A 24,312-nucleotide genomic window follows, 5' to 3' on the forward strand; every position below is an offset into this window, starting at 1 on the left:
GTAAAAAACTGGAGAATGTTAGAGGTGCGAGAAGAAAATTGCATCTTAAAACATAGAGCTCGAAAGCTATTGGAGTTTTCGAGAGTATTATAATAAGTTATTGGAGGTTGAAGGGGGAGGAAGCCATTGGAAATAGTCAAATCGCTGTTTTACTTTATAATAGCCGGAATATTCGAAATAGGTGGAGGATACTTGATCTGGCTATGGCTGCGTGAGGGAAGAGGCATATTATATGGAATTGCAGGCTCAATCATCCTCATATTATATGGAATCGTTCCTACCTTGCAGCCTCAGAATGCTTCCTTCGGGAGAGTCTATGCCACTTACGGAGGGATATTTATTGTTTTGTCAATTTTATGGGGGTGGCAGGTGGACAAGGTTGTTCCCGACAAAATTGACTTAGTAGGCGGAGCAATTGCTTTGGTTGGAGTTGGGATTATTATGTATTATCCAAGGGGGTAACATAATTTTATATTAAAACCTGACTTTTATAATAACCAGGTATAGCATCGGCTTATTAAGCCGGCGGTTTTTAATTAATGTATGAATGTAGGGATTTTTATGATTAATATTATTAAATTAGCAGACAGCGGACAAAAATCAAATATTACAAATTCAATATTGAGACAGCTGCCTGAATGGTTCGGGATTGAAGAAGCCATCGTGGAGTATGCGGGCGGGTCGGTAAATACAGATTTTTACACGGCATACAGGCTCGATAAACCTGTTGGGTTTATCAGTATAAAGGCTATTAATATTTATACTTCGGAAATATATGTAACAGCTGTGTTAAAGGAATATCAGCACATGGGAATAGGTAAAAAGCTTCTGGAGACAGCACAGGAAGAATTGATTAATAAAAATGTCAAGTTTCTTATGGTAAAGACCCTGGGTGATTCACATCCTGATGAATACTATATGAAAACCAGAAAATTTTACTGTAAAATGGGCTTCTATCCTCTGGAGGAATTGAAGGAGATATGGGGTGAAGAATGCCCCTGCCTTATTATGGTAAAAGCACTATAACAATTTTATTTGACGGCTTATATACAAAATGGGCTTTGTTTCATATGCGACAAGCCCATTCAAACACCGGTTATAGAAATGAATTAGTACCGACGATGAAGAAAGTGGTGGTGGGCATGGTGATAAAATACATCATTATAATTCATATCATATACACCGTCCATGTCATGTATGCAGTCCATGCAATCCATACAGTGCATACCATGCATACCGTCCATGCCATCCATACTTTCTGAGGGTATTGGCAGGAGATCATCTTTTTTGGGGCTGCATAAAACATTCTTGGGAAAACAATCCAGCATTTCAGGGCCTCCTAATAAAAACTATATTATTATATTATGTGCTATAAGAGAAATAGTTACTAATTATGAAATTATGTAAATATATAATACTGTTATTATCAGCATTTCAAACTGAAGGGATTTTTATGAAAACATTAATACTTAATAATTCGAATTGATGGAGTAAGTAGATTATGTACTGATTTGAAATTATATAATATGACACGATATCGTCATATTATCTATGATATACTTCAGAGAAAATTGTTTTTATATATTGAAAATCAGGAGTGAAAATTATGATGGAAGCTATCAGTTGTAACTGTACGGGAATTGTAAAAAGCGGATTTCGTAAACCGGATTGGAAAATTGATTACGGTAAAGTTAAAGTTCTTATGATTTCTGAAGCTCCGCCCGGTAATGCCGGAGATTACTACTCTGAAGAAAGAACCGACTATATGGTTACCACAATCCAGGCATTCCAGGATGCGGGAATAAACGTAAAAGGGCTTAAAGACATAATATCTGAAGGCTTTCAGATTACAACCGCAGTCAAATGTCCCAAAATAGAATATAGTATACCTAACAGTACAATCAAATCATGCAGCCAGTTGCTTGAAAATGAACTGGAACTGTATCCCAATGTAAAGGTTTATATGTTAATGGGTGATGTGGCGATAAGTGCGATGAACAATATTGCAAGAAAACGTTTTGGCAAACGGGTTATTCCGGCAGGCTCCACATATAAAATCAGAGGTAATGAGTATATGTTTGGTGATATCAGGGTATTTCCGTCCTACCTGCAAACAGGTAAGAATTATTTAATTGAAAAATCTAAACGTACTATGATTGCCGAGGATATTAAAAAAGCATTTGAACTTATAAATAAGAATTGTTAATCCGGTTACTAATTAATCTTGCTGCTCATTAGGTTTAAGAATTGCAATCATTTATTAAAAAGGAGGCTGTCAAGTGAATAACACAGACAAGGTAAAAGCTTTATGGAATGATATAAACGATCAGAATTGGAATAACATACACACATATTTTGACCAGGAGGCAATAATCAACTGGAATAATACAAATGAAAAGTTTAATGCAGAGGAATTTGTTACTGCAAATAGAGAATATCCAGGGGATTGGAGGATTGTTATTGAACGGTTGGAGACAATCAACAATCTGGTAATCTCTGTTGTTAAAGTTGAACCTGATTCTGGTGACTTATCATTTCACGCAACCTCCTTCTTTGAATTTTTAAACGGTAAAATAAAATTACTGAATGAATACTGGGGAGAAGATGGCAATCCACCTCAATGGAGGATTGATAAAAAAATTGGCAGGCCGATAAATTTATAATTTTCTCATGGGAGATAGAGAATATGCATGAACGAATGCTTGACAAAGAGGTTATCCCATCTGAAAATGATATCTTTAAATATCTGGGAGAATATAGCAGCAGGCTTCTGAAATATCTGGAATTGAAACTGGCGGCAAACTACAAGCTGGTGAAGGAACTCAGGTTTCCTTTTGGGAATAATTATGGCTGGGGATACAAATATTCCAATAACGCGACTCACCTGTGCTATTTGTTTTTTGAAAAAGAGGGTTTCACTGTTTTACTCCAAATAAACGGTAAAGGAAAAGAAGTATTGGAGAAAAACAGGGAAGCCTATCTTCAAAAGACTTTGGAGCTGTGGGAACGAAGATATCCCTGCGGAGAAGGTGGCTGGGTAAATTATCGGCCCTTTTCGGAAGCAGAAACAGACGATATTATTAAATTGCTTGAAATTAAGGTCAGGCCAAAGAAAAATAAGGAGGTTACCTTGTAACGTTGTTCAGCCACTTCCGGCTCCTGTACCGGGCTAAAGTGAGAGGTATTTTAATTATCTCGTCACTCATTAAGATAATATAAACCACCGGTACACTCCACTTGAAGATAAAGGCAGCAAAGGCACTTAACAGTATTGAACCTCCCCACATGGTTGAAACATCAAGGAACAGGCCGAAACGGGTATCTCCTCCCGCACGGAATACTCCTACAACCAGGGTGGTATTAAAAGCCTGGGCTATTACAAAGTAGGACATGACGTACATCATTACCGACAGGTATCCCTGTGTTACCGGTGTCAGATTCAGGACAGAAATGGCAATTGGCCTTGCTATGAGGATAATTATGGCACCGCAGGCTCCTGCCAGAATGCTGAGTTTGATAAATCTGTTCGAATAATTTTTGGCGGTATCCAGGTTGTTTTCACCGATAGCTTTTCCAACCGATATGGCAGTGGCGTTTGCAAGGCCGAAAGCTATGACGGTGGCAAGCTGTCTGGCTACCTGGGCAACAGAATTGGAGGATACTACAGCCTTTCCCAGATGTCCTATTATAACGGCGTTGGTTGCCACTCCGGCGCCCCACATCAATTCATTGAGGGTTACAGGAATGGAGTACCTTAAAAAATCGCCGAAAAGCAGCCTGTCCCTTACAAAAAGGCTGGATATCCCAAAGTGCAGAACGTCGTTGAATTTTCTGGCATATATTATTACACATAAAAACTCAATACCTCTTGAGGAAAGAGTTGCAATGGCTGCTCCCCGTATACCCATTTGAGGAAATCCAAACAGGCCGAATATAAGAATAGAGGCTATTATCACATTTGATACCAGCGAAATGAGATATATGACGGTTGAGACCACCACCCGCTCTACACTTCGCATCACATTCAGGTAAATCATTGTTACCGACATGAATATATAAGACAGTGAAACAATCCGTAAATATTTAACTCCTTCAGCAATAACATCTTTTTCATTTGTGAATATACTCATTATCTGATGAGGAAAAATGAGCACTGCCGATGTGAAAAAAACAGAGATAATCAATGAAAATCTCATACAGATTCCCATTATTTTTATTATGCTCTCCTTATCTCCTTTTCCCCAGTATTGCGCGGTTAGTACGGCCGCCCCCGAAGTCAGGCCGAAGAATATCAGTACCATGATAAATTGAACCTGGCCTGCAAGTGAAGCGGCAGATAAAACAGTTTCACTGATTTTTCCCAGCATGAGGACATCGATGGAAGAAATTCCGACGTTGATCAGATTCTGAATTGCCATGGGGACAACAAGGGTAAAGGCCATTTTATAAAAAGTTTTTGTGTCATTTGCAATATTCGTAATTTTTTTCATAAGTATCACCATTTTCATTATAATCCTATCCAGTATACCACAGAGCACGAATAGTGCATAAGCAAAATTTTTGTCAAATGTCTATAAATTTTAAAGTAAAGAGAAAGTAAGGAATATGATAAAAAATGGTATAGTAATAACTGGAACTCCATATCATGATATGGTAGTATAAATACATGAGTATCAAAATATTACCAAAAGGAGATGAAAGCATGTCACTCATGAATAAAACCGGTCTTTATATTCATGTTCCTTTTTGCGGTTCAAAATGCAACTATTGTGATTTCAATTCCTACGTTGGAAAAATGGATTTGGCAGAAGAATACTTTGCCTGTATGAAAAAAGAGATTGATCTGTACCGGGATGAAATGGCACTCAACAAGATAGGTACCATTTTTATCGGAGGAGGGACGCCAACCTGTGTTGAACCCCGGTTTATAGGAGAGATTCTCAATGAGTGCAGGGAAAAGTATCATGTATCGGAGCCCTGTGAAATAACCATTGAAAGTAATCCCGGCACAATAAACGAAGAGAAGCTGAAGGAATACGGACAGTACGGTATAAACAGGATTAGCATCGGTTTGCAGGCGTATCAGGAAAACCTTTTAAAATACCTCGGCAGACGACATACTGCAGATGAATTTGTTTCCAGTGTGGAAATGGCCCAAAAAGCCGGTTTTGATAATATAAATGCCGATATAATATTTGGTATACCGGGACAGACGTTAAAGGATTGGAAGGATACCCTGAGTGTACTGACAGACCTGGGTGTAACCCACATTTCAGCATATGACCTTAAGGTTGAAGAAGGCACAAGATTCGGTGATATGCGCGATACAGGCAAGCTTATTGAGATGGAGGATGAGCTTGACAGGGAAATGTATCATTATGCAATCGAATATCTAAAGCAACAGGGTTTTAATCACTATGAACTTTCCAATTTTGCAAGGGAAGGCTGCGAATGCCGGCACAATCTCATATACTGGAACTGTCTGGAGTATCTTGGACTGGGTGCAGGTGCGCATTCGTTCCTCCAGGATATCAGATTTGAAAACCAGGCCACCATCGAGGGCTATATAGAATATCTGTCAAAAGGTCAAAAGCCGGTTGAGGAACGGTATGTCAGAGATTTCTGCGAAAAAATGTCGGAGTATATGTTCCTGGGACTCAGGCTTATTGATGGTGTGAGCAGAGAAAAATTTGAGGACAGGTTCAATCAGAATATATTCGACGCCTATGCAGCTAAGATCGACAGGTTGAAAAAGAAACAGCTTATCGAAACCGATGATAAAAGTATCAGACTGACCCGGTTGGGCCTGGATCTGGCAAATCAGGTTTTTGTTGAGTTTGTTTAGCCTTTTTTATTATAGAGAGCGGGGAAGTAAATAAAGAATTGAATTTACCTCGGCAAATTTAACAGTGTTTAGTGTTTGAGGTACTTTACCCTCTATTGACAATGTACAATACGTTTTTGAGTGGTTAATTTGCCCTGCGGCTGCGTTGAAGCCGCTTGCAAGGCACAAAGCCTTACTGCACGCCTTTGCCTTGTCGCAAGCCAAATTATCTCACTCAAAAATCACCGACCTCACACCGAGATATTTTGACAATTTTCGAGGAGGATGGATGCAGCCTTGCTGACGCAAGGCAAGGACGACGACAAAGAAAAGTGGCAAAATAGCCGGCGTGAGGCGTGTTATACATTGTCAACAGAGGGTATATTGAAACAAAAAAACTCAGGCTGTTTTCCTGAGTTTTTGCTTTTTTCAACATTATTTTGCCGCATTCAAAGCTTTTGCTAATCTTGACTTTCTTCTCGCAGCGGTGTTTTTGTGGAGCAAGTTTTTAGCTGCAGCTTTATCTATAGCCTTGGTAGTTGCTTTGTAAGCATCAGCAGCACCCTCACCGCTGGCAATAGCTTCTTTACATTTCTTAACAGTGGTCTTAAGAGCCGACTTTCTGATAGTATTCTTTAAAGTCTTGGTTTCAGTAACCTTAACTCTCTTTATTGCAGATTTAATATTTGGCAAAGTATTCACCTCCTGCGAGCCTAATTTCGCGTAAAACGTGAGCAAAAAAATCAATAATATTTAATCGGTTAACAAACCGCTTCTTGCCCATAACAGATGATATTTTACCATGAACTTTTTTAAAATGCAAGTATTAACCCTTATTTTTCTAATTTAACTTTTGAGAAAAATAACTTTTACTTGAAAATGTTACTCAACATAAATACTAAAATCCAGGTTTATTTGAAATACTAATCAATATAAATAATTTCAGTTTTTGAAGAAAGGACACATTTATGGTGAATTTATCGAATAGGCGGACAGATCTTGTAATTGAAGCTCATGAGATTTTCATGAACAGCAGTCAGGCGAGGGAACAGGCAGCTGAACACAAATCTCCTCCGGGAGTTGATGTGGAAAATGCCGGTGATGAGGATGTAAAAATAACAAGGGTACGGATTACTTCACCTACCGGTGAACAGTCAATCGGAAAGCCTATGGGAAATTACATTACTCTTGAAATACCGCAGCTGAAGGATAACAATCCCGAGGTTAACCAAAAGGCAATAGATGCCATGTCCAGGGAGTTAAAATCCATGCTTGGTTTGAAGCCCAATTCCACAACACTTGTTGTGGGGCTTGGAAACTGGAATGTAACTCCTGATGCGCTTGGGCCAAAGGTAATATCAAACCTGGCGGTGACCAGGCATCTGCTGGAATTTGTTCCGGAACATGTGGATGAAGGTGTCAATCCGGTTTGTGCCATCTCTCCGGGTGTCATGGGTATTACAGGCATAGAAACAGGTGAGATAGTAAAGGGTGTGGTGGAAAAAATAAAACCGGATGCCTTGATAGCAATAGACGCCCTTGCAGCCAGGAGCATGGAGCGTGTCAGTACCACGATCCAGATAGCTGATACAGGTATCGCCCCGGGCGGCGGAGTGGGAAACAAGAGGATGGAACTGAGCAGGGCCACACTGGGAATGCCTGTAATAGCCATTGGAGTCCCGACTGTGGTGGATGCGGCAACTCTTACAAATGACGCCATGGACCTTATTATTGACAGCCTGATGCAGGAGTCGCCTTCAGATTCCAGCTTTTACAATACTCTCAAAAATATTGACAGGGAGGAGAAATACCAGCTTATAAAGCAGGCGCTTAATCCCTTTGTAGGACAGCTTATAGTTACTCCCAAGGAAATAGACGATATTATCAGCAGAGTTTCAAAAGTTGTGGCTAACGGCATAAACATGTCCTTGCACCAGGGCATAAGCATGGAGGATATGGGAAAATATTTGATGTAAAAGGTTCATTGGAGGTCTGCTGCGCAGGCCTCTATTTATTAGAACATCTTTCCTTTTACGCTGTTGCAGGTTATAATTTATTACAGAGTCAAAAGAGTGCCCTGGCACTGTTTGAATAGCCTGGAATGGAGAGTAAACAAGCATGAAGCAAACCTGGAGAGTTCTTGTTATTTTTGTAGTACTTATGGCATTATGGAATACAATTATCGTAAAACCCATAAAGCTTTTTACAGTTTTCCTGCACGAAATAGGACATGCCTTTATGGCTGTAGTTACGGGAAGCAATATTACCGGTCTGAGCATTTATTTCAATGAAAGCGGGCACGTTACCTCACTGCCGAAGGATTGGCTGTCGGCTTTTCTTATAGCAAACGGAGGATATCTTGGAAGCGTATTATTCGCAATATTTATTCTGGTGTTAAAGAATACAAGGTTCAAGAAATACATAATCGGTTTTATAGCAATAATTTTTCTTGGAGTTACCTTCAAGTATTCGGGAATAATATCGTTTACAATGCTTTATTCGGTTATTTTTGCAGCGTTTGCGATTATTGTGTACATGATCCAGAATGAGAAGCTCCACGATTGGGTTGTTGAAATAATTGGCATAGGAAGTGTCACATATGCCATATATGACACCTTTGTAGATACCGTGCTGCTGCAGGTGAACGACATGTTCGGCCTGTTCCGGGTCGGACCCATGCCCGTCACAGACGCAGTGCTCATAGCCAGACTTACACATATACCTGCCGTAGTCTGGGGAATATTATGGCTGGCAATATCGATTTTTGCAGTATATGCCATACTGTTCAGAAAAAAGGGCGGTTCGGGAAGGTCGGCCAAAAAGTATTAAGGACAGATTTATATATACATTATAAGGAGAACCGAAATGGATAACAAACTTCAGATAATGAAGGACAGAATTGAAATATTGAATCAGGCTGCAAAGGCGTATTACATGGAAGACCGGGAGATTATGCCCAATATCGAATATGACAGGCTCTATGACGAACTTGTAGAGATGGAAAAGGAAATGGGAATTGTTTTGTCAAACAGTCCCACAATAAATGTCGGTTATGAAGTACTGTCAAATCTTCCGAAGGAGAGGCACGAAAAAATCATGCTTTCGCTGGATAAGACAAAAGAGGTTTCTGACTTGAAGGAATGGCTTGGGGATCAGACCGGTGTGCTGTCCTGGAAGCTGGACGGACTGACCATAGTATTGACCTACGAGGGCGGAAATCTGGTCAAGGCCGTTACCAGAGGAAGCGGAGAAATCGGTGAAGTCATCACCAACAACGCAAAAGTGTTCAAAAACCTTCCTGTAAATATTGCCTACAAGGATACTCTGATTTTGAGAGGGGAGGCAATAATCCGCTATTCGGATTTTGAGAAGATCAACAGCGAAATAGAAGATGTGGATGCAAAATATAAAAATCCGCGAAATTTGTGCAGCGGCTCGGTACGTCAGTTGAATAACAAAATTACCGCGGAAAGAAATGTACATTTCTTTGCCTTTTCACTGGTTAAAGCCGATTATGCCGAATATAACAATTCAAGGCTGACTCAGATGAAATGGCTCAAGGATCAGGGCTTTGAGGTTGTGGAATTTAAAGAGGTCAATTCGGAAAATATTGAGGACTCGGTGCAGTGGTTTTTTGACCGCATTGAAGGAAATGATTTCCCGTCCGATGGGCTGGTGCTGATCTTTGACAACATTGCATACGGAGAATCTCTGGGCTCGACCTCAAAGTTCCCGCGTGATGCAATTGCCTTCAAATGGCGTGATGAAATAAAGGAAACCAGACTTCTGGAAATAGAATGGAGTGCCTCAAGAACAGGGCTTATCAATCCCATTGCAATATTTGAACCCGTGGAACTTGAGGGAACCACAGTCAGCAGAGCCAGTATCCATAATATAAGTATTATGGAAGGCCTGGAACTTGGAATTGGTGACACCATAGGAGTTTATAAGGCAAATATGATAATTCCGCAGATATCTGAAAATCTGACAAGAAGCGGGATGACAGATATCCCGGAGCATTGTCCCGTCTGTCAGGGAGAAACCGAGCTGCGGCAGGAAAACGGCGTCAAGTTCCTCTACTGCATAAATGACGAATGTCTTGCAAAGCAGATCAAGTCCTTTACCCACTTTGTGAGCAGGGACGCCATGAATATTGAAGGCCTGTCTGAGGCCACCATTGAAAAGCTTATTGCAAAAGGGCTGATCAAAGAGCTTGCAGACATATTCCATATTGATAGGTTCAAAGAGGAAATTATTGAAATGGAAGGCTTTGGTGAAAAGTCCTTCAACAAGCTGGTTGCCTCGGTCAACAGAGCCAGAAATACAACTGTCGTAAGACTTCTTTACAGTCTTGGAATACCTAATGTGGGCTTGTCCACTGCAAAATTAATATGCAGGAACTTTAAATATGACTGGGATGCCATACAGAAGGCAGAATTTTCGGAATTGGTAGAAATAAACGGGATAGGCGACGTTATGGCTGATGCCTTTGTAAGGTTTTTTGCCGACGAAAAGAAGAGGATAATTGTCGAGGATCTGCTTAAGGAGCTGGAGTTTGAAGCCATCGAGGCTGCTGAAACCGAACAGGTATTTGAGGATGTTGTATTTGTCATAACCGGCTCGGTGGAGCAGTTTAAAAACCGTGACGAGCTCAAGGAGCTTATAGAAGCAAAGGGTGGAAAGGTCACAGGTTCAGTGACTTCAAAGACCAATTACCTGATAAATAACGACAACCTGTCAGGTTCGTCAAAAAATAAAAAGGCAAAGGAACTGGGTATCAGCATAATAACAGAAAACCAGTTCGCAGATTGGCTGAATAACGGAATAAGGCCGGAGTAGCTATCTCAAAAGACTCCGTTAACATCCGTATTCCAAACCAACCTTTGAATTTATTTATAGAAGCTATATAAGACCCACGATTTGATAATCGGAGGGTTTTATTTTTTACCGAAATAATAAAAAATTTTTACTTATAATTTTTTACAAAAGTTCATTTACATAAATTGACTTGTTTACTTATAATATGATAAAATGGCCAATATTAAAACAAATGTTTTATGCTGCATTGATTCGTAAAAAATGTGATAAAAAGTAAATATAGCTTATTATATAACATTTTGTATTTCACAAAGGCATTAAATATCCGGAGGTCAGCTTATGAAGCAGAGTGTAAAGAAACTGTTGTCTGTAATTATGATTGCTTTTATTATGATTTCATCTACTATTTCTCCCGTCGTTGCATCCAATTATTCTGATACCAAAACACACTGGGCCAAGGATAGAATTGACAGATGGACAGGTCTTGGAATTTTTAACGGCTATAATAATAAATTTCGCCCCAATGATTATATAACAAGGGGCGAACTTGCTGTTGTCATAAATAATATAATGAAATACCAGGATAAAGCTGAGAATACCTTTAAAGATCTTGATCAGAAATTTTATACCGATGCTTTGCTAAAGGCAAATTATGCTGGAATTATAAACGGAAGCAATAAAAAAATCCGTCCGAAGGATAATGCTACCCGTGAAGAAGCTGCTGCCATACTGGTAAATGCATTTTCAATAAAAGCAAACACAGAAAATGACTATTTGAAATTCAGCGATTCCTCTCAAATTTCAAGCTGGGCGGTATCCAGTGTTAATGTAATGGCTGGTAATGGTTATGTAAATGGGGATCAGAAAAAAAGGTTTAATCCCAAATCAAACATTACCCGTGCCGAGATTGTTACCATACTTGATAATTGCATTAAAGCAATCTATTCCAAAGAAGGTACATACAGTGACAATACAGTTAATGGAAATATCATTATCAATAATCCCGGCATTGCCCTAAAGGATATGAATGTTAATGGAAATGTTATTATTTCCCAGGGGGCTGCCGACGGAAATGTACGTCTTGAAAATGTGAAAATAAACGGAGATATTATTGTGAAAGGCGGAGCCAACGTATATATTGGCAATTCTTCAGTATCGGGTACAATAACAATAAATAAGACTGACGGAAAAATAAGTCTTACAGCATCAGGAAATACTGCTATTGAAAAGATCTTACTTGATAGCGGAGCAACAATAGATTCAAGAGATTTAAAATCCGGAGAAATAAAGTGTGTTGAAATATCTTCAAATATACCAAAAGGGCATATTATAAAATTGTATGGAATATTCAAGCTTGTCATAAACAATGCTAAAGATATGGATATTGAAGCAACTGGCACAATAGAAAAGCTGCAGCTTAATCAAAAATGCATATTAAAAGGCGGAGCATACATAAAAAGCATATCGGTTGCTGAGGGTGCAGATTCAATTATCAATGGAAAAAAAGTTCCTGAAAGCAATGCTGGTTCTTCAACGGCTTCCTCATCCTCAAATCAGTCTTCGGCTAAAACGAGTTATATTGTTACATTTCAAGCTAATGGCGGTACAGCTGTCCCAGCTATGTCGGTATTGAGCGGAGAAAAAATAACCTTACCGTCAGCTCCTTCATACAGTGGATATATTTTTATGGGATGGTTTACTGACAAAGATCTGACAATGGAATTCAATCAGAATACGCCGATTACTTCAAACATTACTTTATATGCAAAATGGAGTGGGTGGAACAAGCCGGTAACGTTGGATGAACGTTTTGAAGAAGGATATCCGAAGTTTTCGGTGACTGGCGATAAAAAAATAAAACTGATAGTAAAACTTAAGGATGCAAGCAATGAAAATCCTGTAGACGTATTTATGCTTGTAAATCAGATGAATCCGCTTTTTGATGCTACATCAGAAGAAGTCATGCATGGTCATTGCGGCGCAGAAGATGGCCCGGTGGAGGTCGATGAGGCACCTTTCCTCCAAGTATGCGATACAAATGAGCATGAGGTGGCAACTCAGGTTACGGTTAAAGGTATTAATAACATTAAGATGTATTTTGTACTTAAGGGAAGCTCTGGTGTAATTTCTCAAGAACCCGTTATGATAGAATTTCTGTCTGCCGATGCTGTTCAGCAGGATAATACCGCTCCGGTCATATACAACAACGGTATATACATAAACAGGAGCTGCAATAAAATAACCCTCTATTTTGATGAAGCTTTAAATACCGACTTAATACCTGAGCCCGGTGCTTTTACAATAACTAACACTACAACAAGTCCGGGTGCTATAACAATAAATACTGATGCAACAAGTCCCGGAGCAATAAGCATAACCGGAATCAACCTAAGGAATATTGCCCCCGACAAGGGAACTGTGGAGCTCTCAGTTGACGGAATAAATGATTTTAATAACGATTTGACAATAAGCTATAACAAACTGTATCAGGGAGACTCACTACAGGATAATGCTGCTGCACCGAACAAGGTGGAAAGCTTTTTAAACATACCTGTAAAAACTGTAAACTATGGTATTTCATCAAATGACACAGCTGTGTCCAGCCAGGGGAAATATATCTATATAAAATTAAACTTTGCCTTACTGGATTACAATTCCTTTAACGTTGCCATAGAAAAGGGGCCAGATCGACAGCATTTGATACCTGTGGATACAGTCCCAGATGTCCTCAGAATCTGGAGCAATTCAGGAGATTACCACAAGCTGTATATTTGTTTGGATAATGCTCCTTCGCTTTCAGAAGGCGATAAGTACTTTATTATGCTGACACCGGCGCCTAAAGACGGAACAAGGGCTACAAACTTCAGCGGAGATGAGATTAATTTTAAGATAGCCTTGGAAATAACTCCAGGTACTACCCGGGAAGCCGGTATAACGCCCGATTCCATAAATTACAGCAGCAGTACCAATTCAATTAAAGTAAACCTCCCTCAGGTTAACAATTTGTATAGTGACGGTGGCATGTTCGGATGTTTGTTTACCCTGAAGGTTGATGGGGTCAGTTACACTTTGAGAGGGAAGGTCTTTAATAATAATGGTCAAATAGTGATAAACCAAAAAAATGTACCGGTTGAATTATCAAAGATTGACTGGTCGACGGCGTCACTTACCTATTCAGCATCAATTCATGACAATCTGGATAGTGACTCTCAACTGACATATAAGTCGGGTATGCCATTTGGTGGTTTTGAAGATATGCCGATTACGATTGATCCTTAATTTTAGAGTGACTGCAGACAATAATCTTGTTATTTGATGGAGGAAAAGAGCGTGAAGAAGCTGTTACATAAAAAAAAGCTGGCGGTAATATTGAGTGTAATTATGTTATTTCAAACGGTTGCTGCAGGAAGTATTGTTATGGCCGAGGAATCCGGCAGTTCAAATTCTTATCCTGTTAATGCCAGGGATAAAAACAATAACGGCTACCAGAAAATAAAAACTGTCAGAGAAAAGCAGGGAAGTAAGATCTTGGAATCAATAAAGCTTGAGACATACAGCCCTAATAAATCCTCCAATATAAATACTTTATTTCCGAGATACAAGCTGTATAATAACGGAAATACTCCAGTTAAACTATCGAGTGTAAAAATCAGATATTACTATACAGTAAATGGGGAAAGTGAACAAAACTTTTTTTGTGATCTGTCAAATATAGGCAATGGCTATGTGACAGGGAGATTTGTAAAAATTCCCGGTAAAACGGATGGGGTGGATTACTGCCTTGAAATAACCTTTAAGGAAGGTGCGGGATTATTAAATCAAAACGATGTTGTTGAATTGCAATGCAGAATAGAAAAAAAGGATAAATCTGAATTTATTCAGACTGACGACTATTCATTCAGGAAATCCGGTGACACCTATGCTGATTATAACAGAGTAACAGGATACATTAATGATAAGTTGGTTTATGGTGTAGAGCCCATAGCCGCACCTCTGAATCTCAAAATTACAGAGTCGGACAGGCAAATAACACTTGACTGGGATGAAGCAATCGGTTGTACAGGTTATGAAGTTGAAGCAGACGGGGTCCTGGTTAGAAATATTACATCAAATACCTATACAAATTTAAACCTGATACCCGGAACCAGGCATACATATAGAGTTAGACTCAGAAATGCCATAATAGCAGGCCCCTGGAGTAATTATGTCACAGGAATAGTGCCAATAAGCGATAAATTTAATCTGCTTCAAACTGCATCTGAAAGTGCCATCTCTATTTCGTGGGATAAAATCGAAGGTGCCAGGCAGTATTTTATAGAGGTCGACGGGGATAGAATTGACAATGGACAACAGACATCATATAAGATGGACGGTCTTGAGCCGGGTACCATGAAATCTGTCAGAATTCAGGCAAAAGGTGATGCTCTGCTCGGAGAATGGTCGGAGTTATATGAAATCTGGACATTGCCTGAAGCACCTGAGGCTATATCAATAACATCTACAAAATCAACTATAACTTTGAATTGGAATCCAGTGAAGGGGGCATCAGGTTATGATGTTGAGGTTTACGGTTCACCTGAAGATAACTTGAATAATACTACATACACGCAGTATGACTTACAGTCAAACTCACAGAGGACATATCGCGTAAGAGCCAAAAATTCAAGCGGAGCAGGACAATGGAGTGAGCTGGTTGTCAAATCGACTTTGCCTGATTCGGCTCTGAATATGCAAATTCAGGGATGGGATGACAAATTAAAGGTTACATGGGATGCGCAGGCAGGTGCTAACTCATATGAATTGGAGATAGACGGCTTCCAGGTAATTGAACTGGACAAAAATGAATATCTCCATTCAAACCTGAAGCCAAATACTACACATACTTATAGAGCCCGCCCAAAGAATGATATTGGAACGGGTGAATGGAGCGAGTTAATCACAGGAGTCACATTGCCTTCTATACCGGCTGATTTCGCAGTATCAGCAGTTTCAGGAAGTACTATATCATTGAGGTGGGACGGTGTTGAGGGCGCGTCAGGTTATGACATTGAAGTGGATGGGATTGTGATTTATAACGATAATAAAACGGAATTTCTGCATGATAACCTTGGCAGAAATGAAGAACATACCTATAGGGTCAGAGCCAGAAATGGCAATGTCACAGGTGAGTGGACAGAGGAATTAAAGAAATCAACATTACTTGCGGCACCTGCAAACTTAAAGGTTACAGTGGGTGGAAATGAAGTGAAAATAGAATGGGATATGGTAGTTGGTGCTGATGGATATGGCCTCGAAATAGACGGCACCGAAATTAAACTGGATGCAAATACGGAGTATACACAGACTGCACTTGATTCCGGCATTAAGCATACCTACAGGGTACGGGCATATAAGGGCAGTGAAGCCGGAGAGTGGAGCGATATCAGCGTTAAAACAACAAAGCTCGGAAAACCCGCGAATTTGGAAGCGACAACTTCCAGCAGCATATCAATAGATATCAGGTGGGAGGAAGTTGATGGCGCGACCGGCTATGATGTGATGGCAGACGGAAAAATCATTGACAATGTAGTCACAAATACATACAGTCATACGGACCTTGCTCCCAATACCATGCACACTTATATGGTCAGGGCAAAGGATAATCAAAATATTGGTGATTGGACTGATAAGATATCTGCGTTTACCAATGTGGCAGCTCCGGCAGGAATAACGGCCGTATCAAAGAGCAATTCAATAATAATAACCTGGGATGAGGTTGACGGAGCTCAAAGCTATGAAATAATGGCAGACGGCAATGTTGTAAGTACTGATGCAAAGACATTGTATGAGCATACCGAACTTTTGCCAAATACTCAGCATAGCTACCTTGTCAGGGCAAAAAATACAAATGGTGTGAGTGATTGGAGTACGGAACTGACTCAGACAACAGGCCCGGATGTACCTGTCAGCTTCAAGGCAGACATGACAATTAACGAAGCAATATTGACATGGCAAACAACATCTCCCGGGGCTGATAGTCTAGAAACAACAACTCAGGGAGCCATAAGCTTTGAGATTGAAGCTGACGGAGAAATTATTAGTAACATAACTGAATTAACATATAAAATTACAGGGCTTGAGCCTAACTCAGTACATGAATATAGAGTAAGATCTGTAAATAAAGACGGAGTTTGCAGCGAATGGTCTGAGCTTATCAGAGTCAACACCAAGGAAGAACTGATAATAAAAGTTGATAAGGACACCGGATTTAATTTCGTTATAGCAGTGCCCAAAAAAGATGTAAGCAGCTATGACATAGTTGTCAGATATAATGCTGACGATCTTGAGGTGGTTGATCTATATGCAGTTACCCAAGGGCTGGAATTGGAGACTGGAAAAATTGACGGAACAAACATAACCATAAAGGAATTTGCCGGCGGGAAAATTGTATATGGAGTAGAGGATGCGGATAAGGGAGAAATAGTTATTATCAGATTTCTGTCCAAAACCAATAAAGAGACTACCATGTCGTATGCGGTCGAATAAGCAGAGATAAAACGGATGTAAAGGTATTTTAATATATTTTTTATTGTGTCAGGGTGGAAATATGACAAAGCTGGCTATTAGGGTTTTAACATTTGTTTTATTATTGGGTATTTTTATATCTGTTTCATTTGGGAATATGGAAAATGGGCATTTTATTGAGTTTGGGCAGGAGGCCAGGGCGGCTAATGCAAGCTGTTATTATGATAAGTATACTGCGAAAAAAGAGTGGTATATTAATAGGCAGTATGAAACTGCACCAACAGAAGAAGCTATTTTATCTGGTTCTCGCGCTATCTATGATAATACTGACAGTCATTATTATGGTGTTTCTTACCAACTTTCAATGAATTTACACCTTAATCCTAATGATGGAACAATTTGGGGATGGGAAAATAAATCTTCATATATTGGACCGGGCATGGAAGGTAGATATATATATTATTATGATTGGGGTTGGTCACCAAATGACCCACATAATTCGGTGCCTGCTGGGGATTATATTACGAGGTATTATGTTACATATTGTAACAGTACTACGGCATATGGCGTTTTTGCCGGGACTGTCCATAGTGCACAGCGTGATGTAAGTGATATACTAATACAATCAAATCTCATAGCAACAGATGGTACCTATCCTGACAATGGAAAACATACAGATGGCTATTGGTACGTTAAAAAAGGCTCATTATCAATAAACTCACCTGCTGCAAATGAGGAGCTATCCAAGATGAAAGGTTGTACACCATCTATTACAGTCTCAGATCCAGATGGGGATACTCTAACCTGTAAATACTATGTAGACTCAGTCGAAAAAGAGATAAAAACAATATCCAACACTGCTACTGTCCAACTTGTGAATTTTAGTGCTTTAGATATAAGTATTTTATCGGATGGCAGACACACTTTAAAATTCGAAGTAAGTGATGGGAAAGCTGATCCAATGACCATGTCAGTTGATGTGATAGTAGACAATTCACCTCCGGTTATAGGAACTGTAAACATAACAACCAACGATACAAATATAAATATTACAGGTTCAGCCACAGATACAGTTTCAGATACAGTTTCAATACAATATAGGTATGCAGTCGGAAGTACTGTTTCTGATTGGAGTAATGATGCGTCAAAAACAATAAATTCATTAACTCCTAATACTGTATACTACGTAAAATATGAAGCCAGGGATAAAGAGGGAAATGTCTCGTTTGTTGAGAGAAATATAAGAACAAAAGCCCAGGTTCCACAAATTAGTTTTAATAACAATAAAGAAAACTCATTGGATTTATTAATAAATGACTCCAACCCTGCTGTAACACAGTATCAGATTATGGCAGGTTCAAGATATGTAAATGCATCTGGTATTTTAACTTCATCACCGGAGTGGATTACAGTACCAGGCAAAAAAATAACTGTAACAGGATTGACTGTAAATACTCAATACAATTTTATAGTTAAAGCCAAAAATGACGAAGGGATTGAGACTGCTGCAACTCAAAAGACCGGGACAACACTTGCTCTGCCACCGAAAATTAACATTGAAAAGAAATGGATAACGTATATTACGTTAAAATGGGATGCTGTAAGCGGTGCAACCAGCTATGAAATAGAGGCCGACGGAAAAATTATATCAACGGACTTGGAAACAACATACACGGATGAAGGGTTACAGCCTGATACAAGTCATAAATACCGAGTAAGAGCAGGAAATGACGGAGGAAGCAGTGAATGGAGTCCGTATAAAGAAATAAGTACACTTCCCAATCCTCCTGAAATACCTGGAAATTTAACCGGAAAGCCGGCAATGAAGAATATAACCCTGACATGGGAAGTCCCTGATAGGGCCGAAGGTTATGAACTGGAAATTAACGGCAGAATAATTCAAGTTGAAACCAATACCTACATTCATGAAGGGTTATCAACCAATACAAGCCATAAATACAGAATAAGAGCATATAACAAAGGCGGGAAAAGTCAATGGAGCGAACCTGTTACAGTAACCACATGGCCGGACATACCCTCTGTGCCCAAAAATATTATGGCAACGGCAGAACAGAACTCCATAACTTTGACCTGGTACAGTTCACCTTATGCAGAAAGCTACGATCTGCAAGTAGATGAAAAAAATACAGTGAACACAAAAGGAATGTCATACACAAATGAAAGTCTGACTCCCGGAACTGAACATTCATATAAGATAAGAGCTGTTAATATAAGCGGAAATGGCGAATGGAGCAATTCCATTGAAATTTCCACATTACCACAGGAAGAGAGCAGTTCAACGACAGGAGCAGCCATTATAGCAAACCTGGCAGCAGTGGTCACAAACAAAACAGTAACAATTGCATGGCAGGCTGTGGAAGTAAACGCACAATATGACATCGAAGTAGACGGAGCAGTTGTCAACAATGGGAAAGATACCATATACAACCATACAGGACTTAAGGCTGAGACATTTCACACTTACAGAGTCAGAACAAAGAATGCAAATGGAAACGGACAGTGGTGTGCTGTGCTTGCACTGTCAACCCTGCCGGATTTACCGGGTGCACCTTCGAATGTAAATGTAACGGTAACTGATACCCAGGTACAGCTTACATGGACAAAAGAAGAAGGCATAAGCTACGAAGTGGAAGCAGACGGAGAGTCGATAAATGTGGGACAGGTATCAAGCTACACAGATGAAAATCTTGCTCCGGGAACTTCACATACCTACAGAGTCAGAGGCAAGAACATTACAGGAGTGACGGCCTGGAGTGATTCAATAACAAAGAGCACCACAAGCCCGTCCTATGAGCTTGAATGTGCAAAAGACCAGGAATTTGATTTTTCGTTGCTGGCAGCTAATGTACAGGATTTTGGCGACATCACATTTGTTGTAACCTATAATCCGGAGGAACTGGAAGTAATGGATTTTTGCGAGTTCACAGCTGGAAAGGACACAGTAGCCGGAACAATACCGGGAACCAACATAGCTGTTACTGTTAAAGACGGCAGAATAGAGTACAAAGTAAATGAAAGTATCAATCCCGGAACTGCCTGGTCTGGTGAAATATCTGCAATTATGTTCAGGACCAAAACAGATGGTAAAGTACAAGTTAATTTTAATATAGAATAAAGGTGTTTGAATATGAAAAAAAGAGCAAGCAGGGTTTTAACATTTATCATACTATTGAATATTTTTATGTCGGTATCGTTTGGAAATATCGAAAGCGGATATTTTGTTGAGTTTGGGCAGAGAACGGACGCAGCAGCGTCAAGTTATTATTATGACAAATATACTGTAAAAACTCAGTATGAGCATCAAGTATATGAAAATATTGGTGCTTACTATGGTTATTGCATTTTTTCTCAAACTACAGAGGTGGTTTCGCGTGGTGGTTATACTTATAATACAAGTGGATACAGAAAATGTTTAATAAATCCTACCACATTTAAAGTGACTTTAGATGATATAGGTCCTATAATTCTTGATGCATCTCATAGCGAGAACGGAGGAAGAACATTTAGTCCTAACGGTGATTTTAGTTACATAGAAAATGGTTACAGTTTACACTACGATTCTTCTTGGGATTCATATTATTGTGAAAAACAAACGACTACTTACGGTTTAGGAATATCGCCAGGCTATAAAGGTAATTATATTGGACTAAAATGGCTGGATGTAACAGAAGATACAGGAAACATAAGGTATGGGGGTTGCCTGTCTAAGACAGATTTCTATAAGCCAACTGGAAAAACAAAACAAGCTGCAAATACACCTGTGGAATTGAATATTATTGCTCCAGATGGAAGTTATCCTGACAATGGTTTGCATACGGACGGTTATTGGTATGTTAAAAAAGCAACAAGTTCTGTTGATTATTATGACAAGTATTCTACTAAGACACAGTATGAGCATGAGGCATATGAGCATAAGGATGCTCATTATGCTGTCTTTGAAGATGAAGTTATTGGGCCCCGCTCATATGGCTATCGTGAGACCCTTTGGACATCAGGGTATTTAAATGTAGATTGGAATTGGGATTCACCGATAATTACACTGAGTGATTACGCAGAAGTGGGTTTTAGCTCTAGTGGGTATATATATAAGCCAATTAATTCTACAAGTTATAAGGTTTTAGAATATACTGAAAGTGGAGGCTATTGGACAATAACTGAGCATATAATGAAAAGTGGTATATATCCAGGGACAAAAGGCAGTTATATAGGACTGAAATGGCTGGATATAACCGAGAATACAGCAAATAAATGGGACAAGGGCTGTCTATCTAAAACCGAATTCTACGTTCCAATAGGCAAAACAAAAGAAATTGCGAATACACTTGTACAATCGAATATTATTGCACCTGACGGTACTTATCCTAACAATGGTATTCACGCAGACGGTTACTGGTATGTTAAGAAAAAAATTAACTCACCTTCCGCAAATGAGGTACTATCAAAAGGTCATAGCTGCACCCCCTCCATTACAGTCTCCGACCCGGATGGTAATAGTTTAACGTGCAAATATTACATAGATTCAGTTGAGAAAGAGACAAAAACTATATCCAACACTGCTACCGCTCAACAAGTGGATTTTAATGCTTTAGATATAAGTACCTTGGCAGAGGGTCCGCATACGTTTAAATTTGAAGTGATTTACGGAAAAGCAGGTCCCATAGCCATGTCAGTTGACGTTATAGTAGACAGTTCACCTCCGGTTATAGGAGCAGTAAATATAACTACTGACGCCACAAGTATAAATATTTCAGGTTCTGCCACAGACACAGTTTCAGATGGGGCTTCAATGCAATATCGATATACAGTCGGCAGTACTGTTTCAAACTGGGTTAACAATACGTCATACACAATTGGCTCCCTGACTCCCAATACTGCATATTACGTAAAATATGAAGCCAGGGATAAAGCGGGAAATGTTTCATTTAAAGAGAGCAACGTAAGAATGAAGGCCCAGGTTCCGCAACTCAATATAAATAGCAATAAAGAAACCTCATTGGATTTATTAATAAATGACTCCAATCCTGCTGTAACACAGTATCAGATTATGGCAGGTTCAAGATATGTAAATGCATCCGGGATTTTAACTTCATCACCGGAGTGGATTACAGTACCCGGCAAAAAAATAACTGTAACAGGATTGACAGAAAACACTCAATACAATTTTGCAATTAAAGCAAAAAATGATGAAGGAATTGAGACTGCTGCAACTCAAAAGACCGGGACAACCCTCGCATTGCCTCCGAAAGTTAATGTCGATAAAAAAGGAATAACGTATATTACGCTAAAATGGGAGGCTGTTAGCGGTGCAACCGGCTACGAAATAGAAGCTGATGGAAAAATCTCAAGTAATGGTACGGCAACCACATATACTCAGAATGGGCTGCAGGCTGAAACTTCACATACATACAGGCTCAGGGTCATAAACGCAGGGGGAACGGGACCCTGGAGTGATATTGTGCAGGCAGTTACCTACCCCAATCCACCTGAGATGCCGGTGATAACAGAAACATATACAACACAGTCTGCAATAACAATTAACTGGGATGCAGTGGACAAAGCAACCGGCTATGAAATAGAGGCCGACGGAAAAATTATATCAACGGACTTGGAAACAACATACACGGATGAAGGGTTACAGCCTGATACAAGTCATAAATACCGAGTAAGAGCAGGAAATGACGGAGGAAGCAGTGAATGGAGTCCGTATAAAGAAATAAGTACACTTCCCAATCCTCCTGAAATACCTGGAAATTTAACCGGAAAGCCCACAATGAAGAATATAACTCTGACATGGGAAGTTCCTGATAGGGCCGAAGGTTATGAACTGGAAATTGACGGCAGGATAATTCAAGTTGAAACCAATACTTACATTCATGAAGGGTTATCAACCAATACAAGCCATAAATACAGAATAAGAGCATATAACAAAGGCGGGAAAAGTCAATGGAGCGAACCTGTTACAGTGACCACATGGCCGGACATACCGTCTGTGCCCACAAATATTATGGCAACGGCAGAACAGAACTCCATAACTTTGACCTGGTACAGTTCACCTTATGCAGAAAGCTACGATCTGCAAGTAGATGAAAAAAATACAGTGAATACAAAAGGAATGTCATACACAAATGAAGGCCTGACTCCCGGAACTGAACACTCATATAAGATAAGAGCTGTTAATATAAGCGGAAATGGCGAATGGAGCAATCCCATTGAAATTTCCACATTACCACAGGAAGAGAGCAGTTCAACAACAGGAGCAGCCATTATAGCAAACCTGGCAGCAGTAGTTACAAACAAAACAGTAACAATAGCATGGCAGGCTGTGGAAGTAAACGCACAATATGACATCGAAGTGGACGGAGCAGTTGTCAACAATGGGAAGGATACCATATACAACCATACAGGACTTAAGGCTGAGACATTTCACACCTACAGAGTCAGAACAAAAAATGCAAATGGAAACGGACAGTGGTGTGCTGTGCTCGCACTGTCAACCCTGCCGGATTTACCGGGTGCACCTTCGAATGTAAATGTAACGGTAACTGATACCCAGGTACAGCTTACATGGACAAAAGAAGAAGGCATAAGCTACGAAGTGGAAGCAGACGGAGAGTCGATAAATGTGGGACAGGTATCAAGCTACACAGATGAAAATCTTGCTCCGGGAACTTCACATACCTACAGAGTCAGAGGCAAGAACATTACAGGAGTGACGGCCTGGAGTGATTCAATAACCAAGAGTACCACAAGCCCGTCCTATGAACTTGAATGTGCAAAAGATCAGGAATTTGATTTTTCGTTGCTGGCAGCTAATGTACAGGACTTCGGAGACATCACATGTGTTGTAACCTACAATCCGGAGGAACTTGAGGTAATTGACTTGTGCGGGTTTACAGCCGGAAAGGACACAGCAACCGGAACTATACCGGGAACCAACATAAGTGTAACAGTTGGAGATGGCAGAATAGAGTACAGAGTAAATGAAAGCATCAACCCCGGAACTGCCTGGTCTGGTGAGATATCCTCAATTGTGTTCAGAGCCAAAACAGATGGTAAAACAAATATAAATTATTGCATTGAATAGACGTAATTCGGATTTTAGTAATATACAAAAAGAGGAGCTGGAAGGTTGAAAGAAATTAAAT

The 24,312-nt window shown here is 39.7% G+C and carries 16 protein-coding genes; 13 read left to right on the forward strand and 3 right to left on the reverse strand.

Features of this window, described 5'->3' with window-relative positions; genetic code table 11:
• Positions 1-126: 126 nt before the first annotated feature.
• Together T344_RS0117865 and T344_RS0117870 are read left to right on the forward strand one after the other, a co-directional pair.
• Positions 127-462: a YnfA family protein gene (locus T344_RS0117865; RefSeq protein WP_027629841.1), complete on the forward strand. Its 336-nt coding sequence runs from the start codon at positions 127-129 to the stop codon at positions 460-462.
• 99 nt (positions 463-561) lie between these two features.
• Positions 562-1,026, forward strand: a complete 465-nt coding sequence (locus T344_RS0117870; RefSeq protein ID WP_027629842.1) for a GNAT family N-acetyltransferase — start codon at positions 562-564, stop codon at positions 1,024-1,026.
• Between the two features lie 83 nt (positions 1,027-1,109).
• Here the strand turns inward: T344_RS0117870 and T344_RS0117875 are convergent, their stop codons facing one another.
• Positions 1,110-1,328 (reverse strand): hypothetical protein, encoded by a 219-nt coding sequence (locus T344_RS0117875; protein WP_027629843.1) that lies wholly within the window; start codon positions 1,326-1,328, stop codon positions 1,110-1,112.
• A 278-nt stretch (positions 1,329-1,606) separates the two neighbouring features.
• Here T344_RS0117875 and T344_RS0117880 point away from each other — a divergent pair, with 278 nt between their 5' ends.
• From T344_RS0117880 to T344_RS0117890, 3 genes are all read left to right on the forward strand, one after another.
• Positions 1,607-2,206: a uracil-DNA glycosylase family protein gene (locus T344_RS0117880; RefSeq protein ID WP_207641853.1), complete on the forward strand. Its 600-nt coding sequence runs from the start codon at positions 1,607-1,609 to the stop codon at positions 2,204-2,206.
• Positions 2,207-2,279: 73 nt separating this feature from the next.
• Positions 2,280-2,663, forward strand: coding sequence for a nuclear transport factor 2 family protein (locus tag T344_RS0117885; RefSeq protein WP_027629845.1), 384 nt, complete (start codon positions 2,280-2,282; stop codon positions 2,661-2,663).
• 23 nt (positions 2,664-2,686) lie between these two features.
• A complete protein-coding gene (locus T344_RS0117890; RefSeq protein WP_027629846.1) occupies positions 2,687-3,136 on the forward strand; it encodes a DUF3788 family protein in 450 nt (149 codons plus the stop codon).
• Here the strand turns inward: T344_RS0117890 and T344_RS0117895 are convergent.
• Complete coding sequence (locus tag T344_RS0117895; protein WP_034862099.1) at positions 3,126-4,490, reverse strand: MATE family efflux transporter; 1,365 nt, start codon at positions 4,488-4,490, stop codon at positions 3,126-3,128. The two genes, T344_RS0117890 and T344_RS0117895, sit on opposite strands and share 11 nt — an antisense overlap.
• 212 nt (positions 4,491-4,702) lie before the next feature.
• Between T344_RS0117895 and hemW the strand changes: the two genes are divergently transcribed.
• Positions 4,703-5,845: a radical SAM family heme chaperone HemW gene (gene hemW, locus T344_RS0117900; protein ID WP_027629848.1), complete on the forward strand. Its 1,143-nt coding sequence runs from the start codon at positions 4,703-4,705 to the stop codon at positions 5,843-5,845.
• A 414-nt stretch (positions 5,846-6,259) separates the two neighbouring features.
• On the opposite strand, the gene rpsT is transcribed toward hemW, so the two are convergent.
• Positions 6,260-6,517 (reverse strand): 30S ribosomal protein S20, encoded by a 258-nt coding sequence (rpsT, locus tag T344_RS0117905; RefSeq protein ID WP_027629849.1) that lies wholly within the window; start codon positions 6,515-6,517, stop codon positions 6,260-6,262.
• 275 nt (positions 6,518-6,792) lie between these two features.
• Between rpsT and gpr the strand changes: the two genes are divergently transcribed.
• The 7 genes from gpr (at position 6,793) to T344_RS0117940 (ending at position 24,251) form a co-directional block, all read left to right on the forward strand.
• Positions 6,793-7,800, forward strand: coding sequence for a GPR endopeptidase (gene gpr, locus T344_RS0117910; protein ID WP_027629850.1), 1,008 nt, complete (start codon positions 6,793-6,795; stop codon positions 7,798-7,800).
• A gap of 142 nt (positions 7,801-7,942) precedes the next feature.
• Positions 7,943-8,653: a M50 family metallopeptidase gene (locus T344_RS0117915; protein WP_027629851.1), complete on the forward strand. Its 711-nt coding sequence runs from the start codon at positions 7,943-7,945 to the stop codon at positions 8,651-8,653.
• 36 nt (positions 8,654-8,689) lie between these two features.
• Entirely contained in the window at positions 8,690-10,663 is a 1,974-nt protein-coding gene (gene ligA / locus T344_RS0117920) for an NAD-dependent DNA ligase LigA (protein ID WP_027629852.1), read from the forward strand.
• 318 nt (positions 10,664-10,981) lie between these two features.
• Positions 10,982-13,921, forward strand: a complete 2,940-nt coding sequence (locus T344_RS0117925; protein WP_027629853.1) for an S-layer homology domain-containing protein — start codon at positions 10,982-10,984, stop codon at positions 13,919-13,921.
• Positions 13,922-13,972: 51 nt separating this feature from the next.
• Positions 13,973-17,167, forward strand: a complete 3,195-nt coding sequence (locus T344_RS0117930) for a fibronectin type III domain-containing protein (protein WP_027629854.1) — start codon at positions 13,973-13,975, stop codon at positions 17,165-17,167.
• A 61-nt stretch (positions 17,168-17,228) separates the two neighbouring features.
• Positions 17,229-20,282 carry a fibronectin type III domain-containing protein gene (locus tag T344_RS0117935; protein ID WP_027629855.1) on the forward strand — a complete coding sequence of 1,018 codons (3,054 nt, stop codon included), beginning with the start codon at positions 17,229-17,231 and terminating at the stop codon, positions 20,280-20,282.
• A 12-nt stretch (positions 20,283-20,294) separates the two neighbouring features.
• The gene (locus tag T344_RS0117940; RefSeq protein ID WP_027629856.1) at positions 20,295-24,251 is read left to right on the forward strand and encodes a fibronectin type III domain-containing protein; all 3,957 of its coding nucleotides are present in this window, start codon (positions 20,295-20,297) and stop codon (positions 24,249-24,251) included.
• Positions 24,252-24,312: the final 61 nt, after the last annotated feature.

Origin of the sequence: Ruminiclostridium cellobioparum DSM 1351 = ATCC 15832 (assembly GCF_000621505.1) — a bacterium.
Classification (GTDB): Bacteria; Bacillota; Clostridia; order Acetivibrionales; family DSM-1351; genus Ruminiclostridium; species Ruminiclostridium cellobioparum.

Bases quoted from the DNA above. Each gene is read 5' to 3' on its own strand.
- T344_RS0117870 (WP_027629842.1), top strand. From the start codon at position 562: ATGATTAATATTATTAAATTAGCAGACAGCGGACAAAAATCAAATATT.
- T344_RS0117875 (WP_027629843.1), bottom strand. From the start codon at position 1,328: ATGCTGGATTGTTTTCCCAAGAATGTTTTATGCAGCCCCAAAAAAGAT.
- T344_RS0117880 (WP_207641853.1), top strand. From the start codon at position 1,607: ATGATGGAAGCTATCAGTTGTAACTGTACGGGAATTGTAAAAAGCGGA.
- T344_RS0117890 (WP_027629846.1), top strand. From the start codon at position 2,687: ATGCATGAACGAATGCTTGACAAAGAGGTTATCCCATCTGAAAATGAT.
- T344_RS0117895 (WP_034862099.1), bottom strand. From the start codon at position 4,490: ATGAAAAAAATTACGAATATTGCAAATGACACAAAAACTTTTTATAAA.
- hemW (WP_027629848.1), top strand. From the start codon at position 4,703: ATGTCACTCATGAATAAAACCGGTCTTTATATTCATGTTCCTTTTTGC.
- gpr (WP_027629850.1), top strand. From the start codon at position 6,793: ATGGTGAATTTATCGAATAGGCGGACAGATCTTGTAATTGAAGCTCAT.
- T344_RS0117915 (WP_027629851.1), top strand. From the start codon at position 7,943: ATGAAGCAAACCTGGAGAGTTCTTGTTATTTTTGTAGTACTTATGGCA.
- ligA (WP_027629852.1), top strand. From the start codon at position 8,690: ATGGATAACAAACTTCAGATAATGAAGGACAGAATTGAAATATTGAAT.
- T344_RS0117925 (WP_027629853.1), top strand. From the start codon at position 10,982: ATGAAGCAGAGTGTAAAGAAACTGTTGTCTGTAATTATGATTGCTTTT.
- T344_RS0117935 (WP_027629855.1), top strand. From the start codon at position 17,229: ATGACAAAGCTGGCTATTAGGGTTTTAACATTTGTTTTATTATTGGGT.
- T344_RS0117940 (WP_027629856.1), top strand. From the start codon at position 20,295: ATGAAAAAAAGAGCAAGCAGGGTTTTAACATTTATCATACTATTGAAT.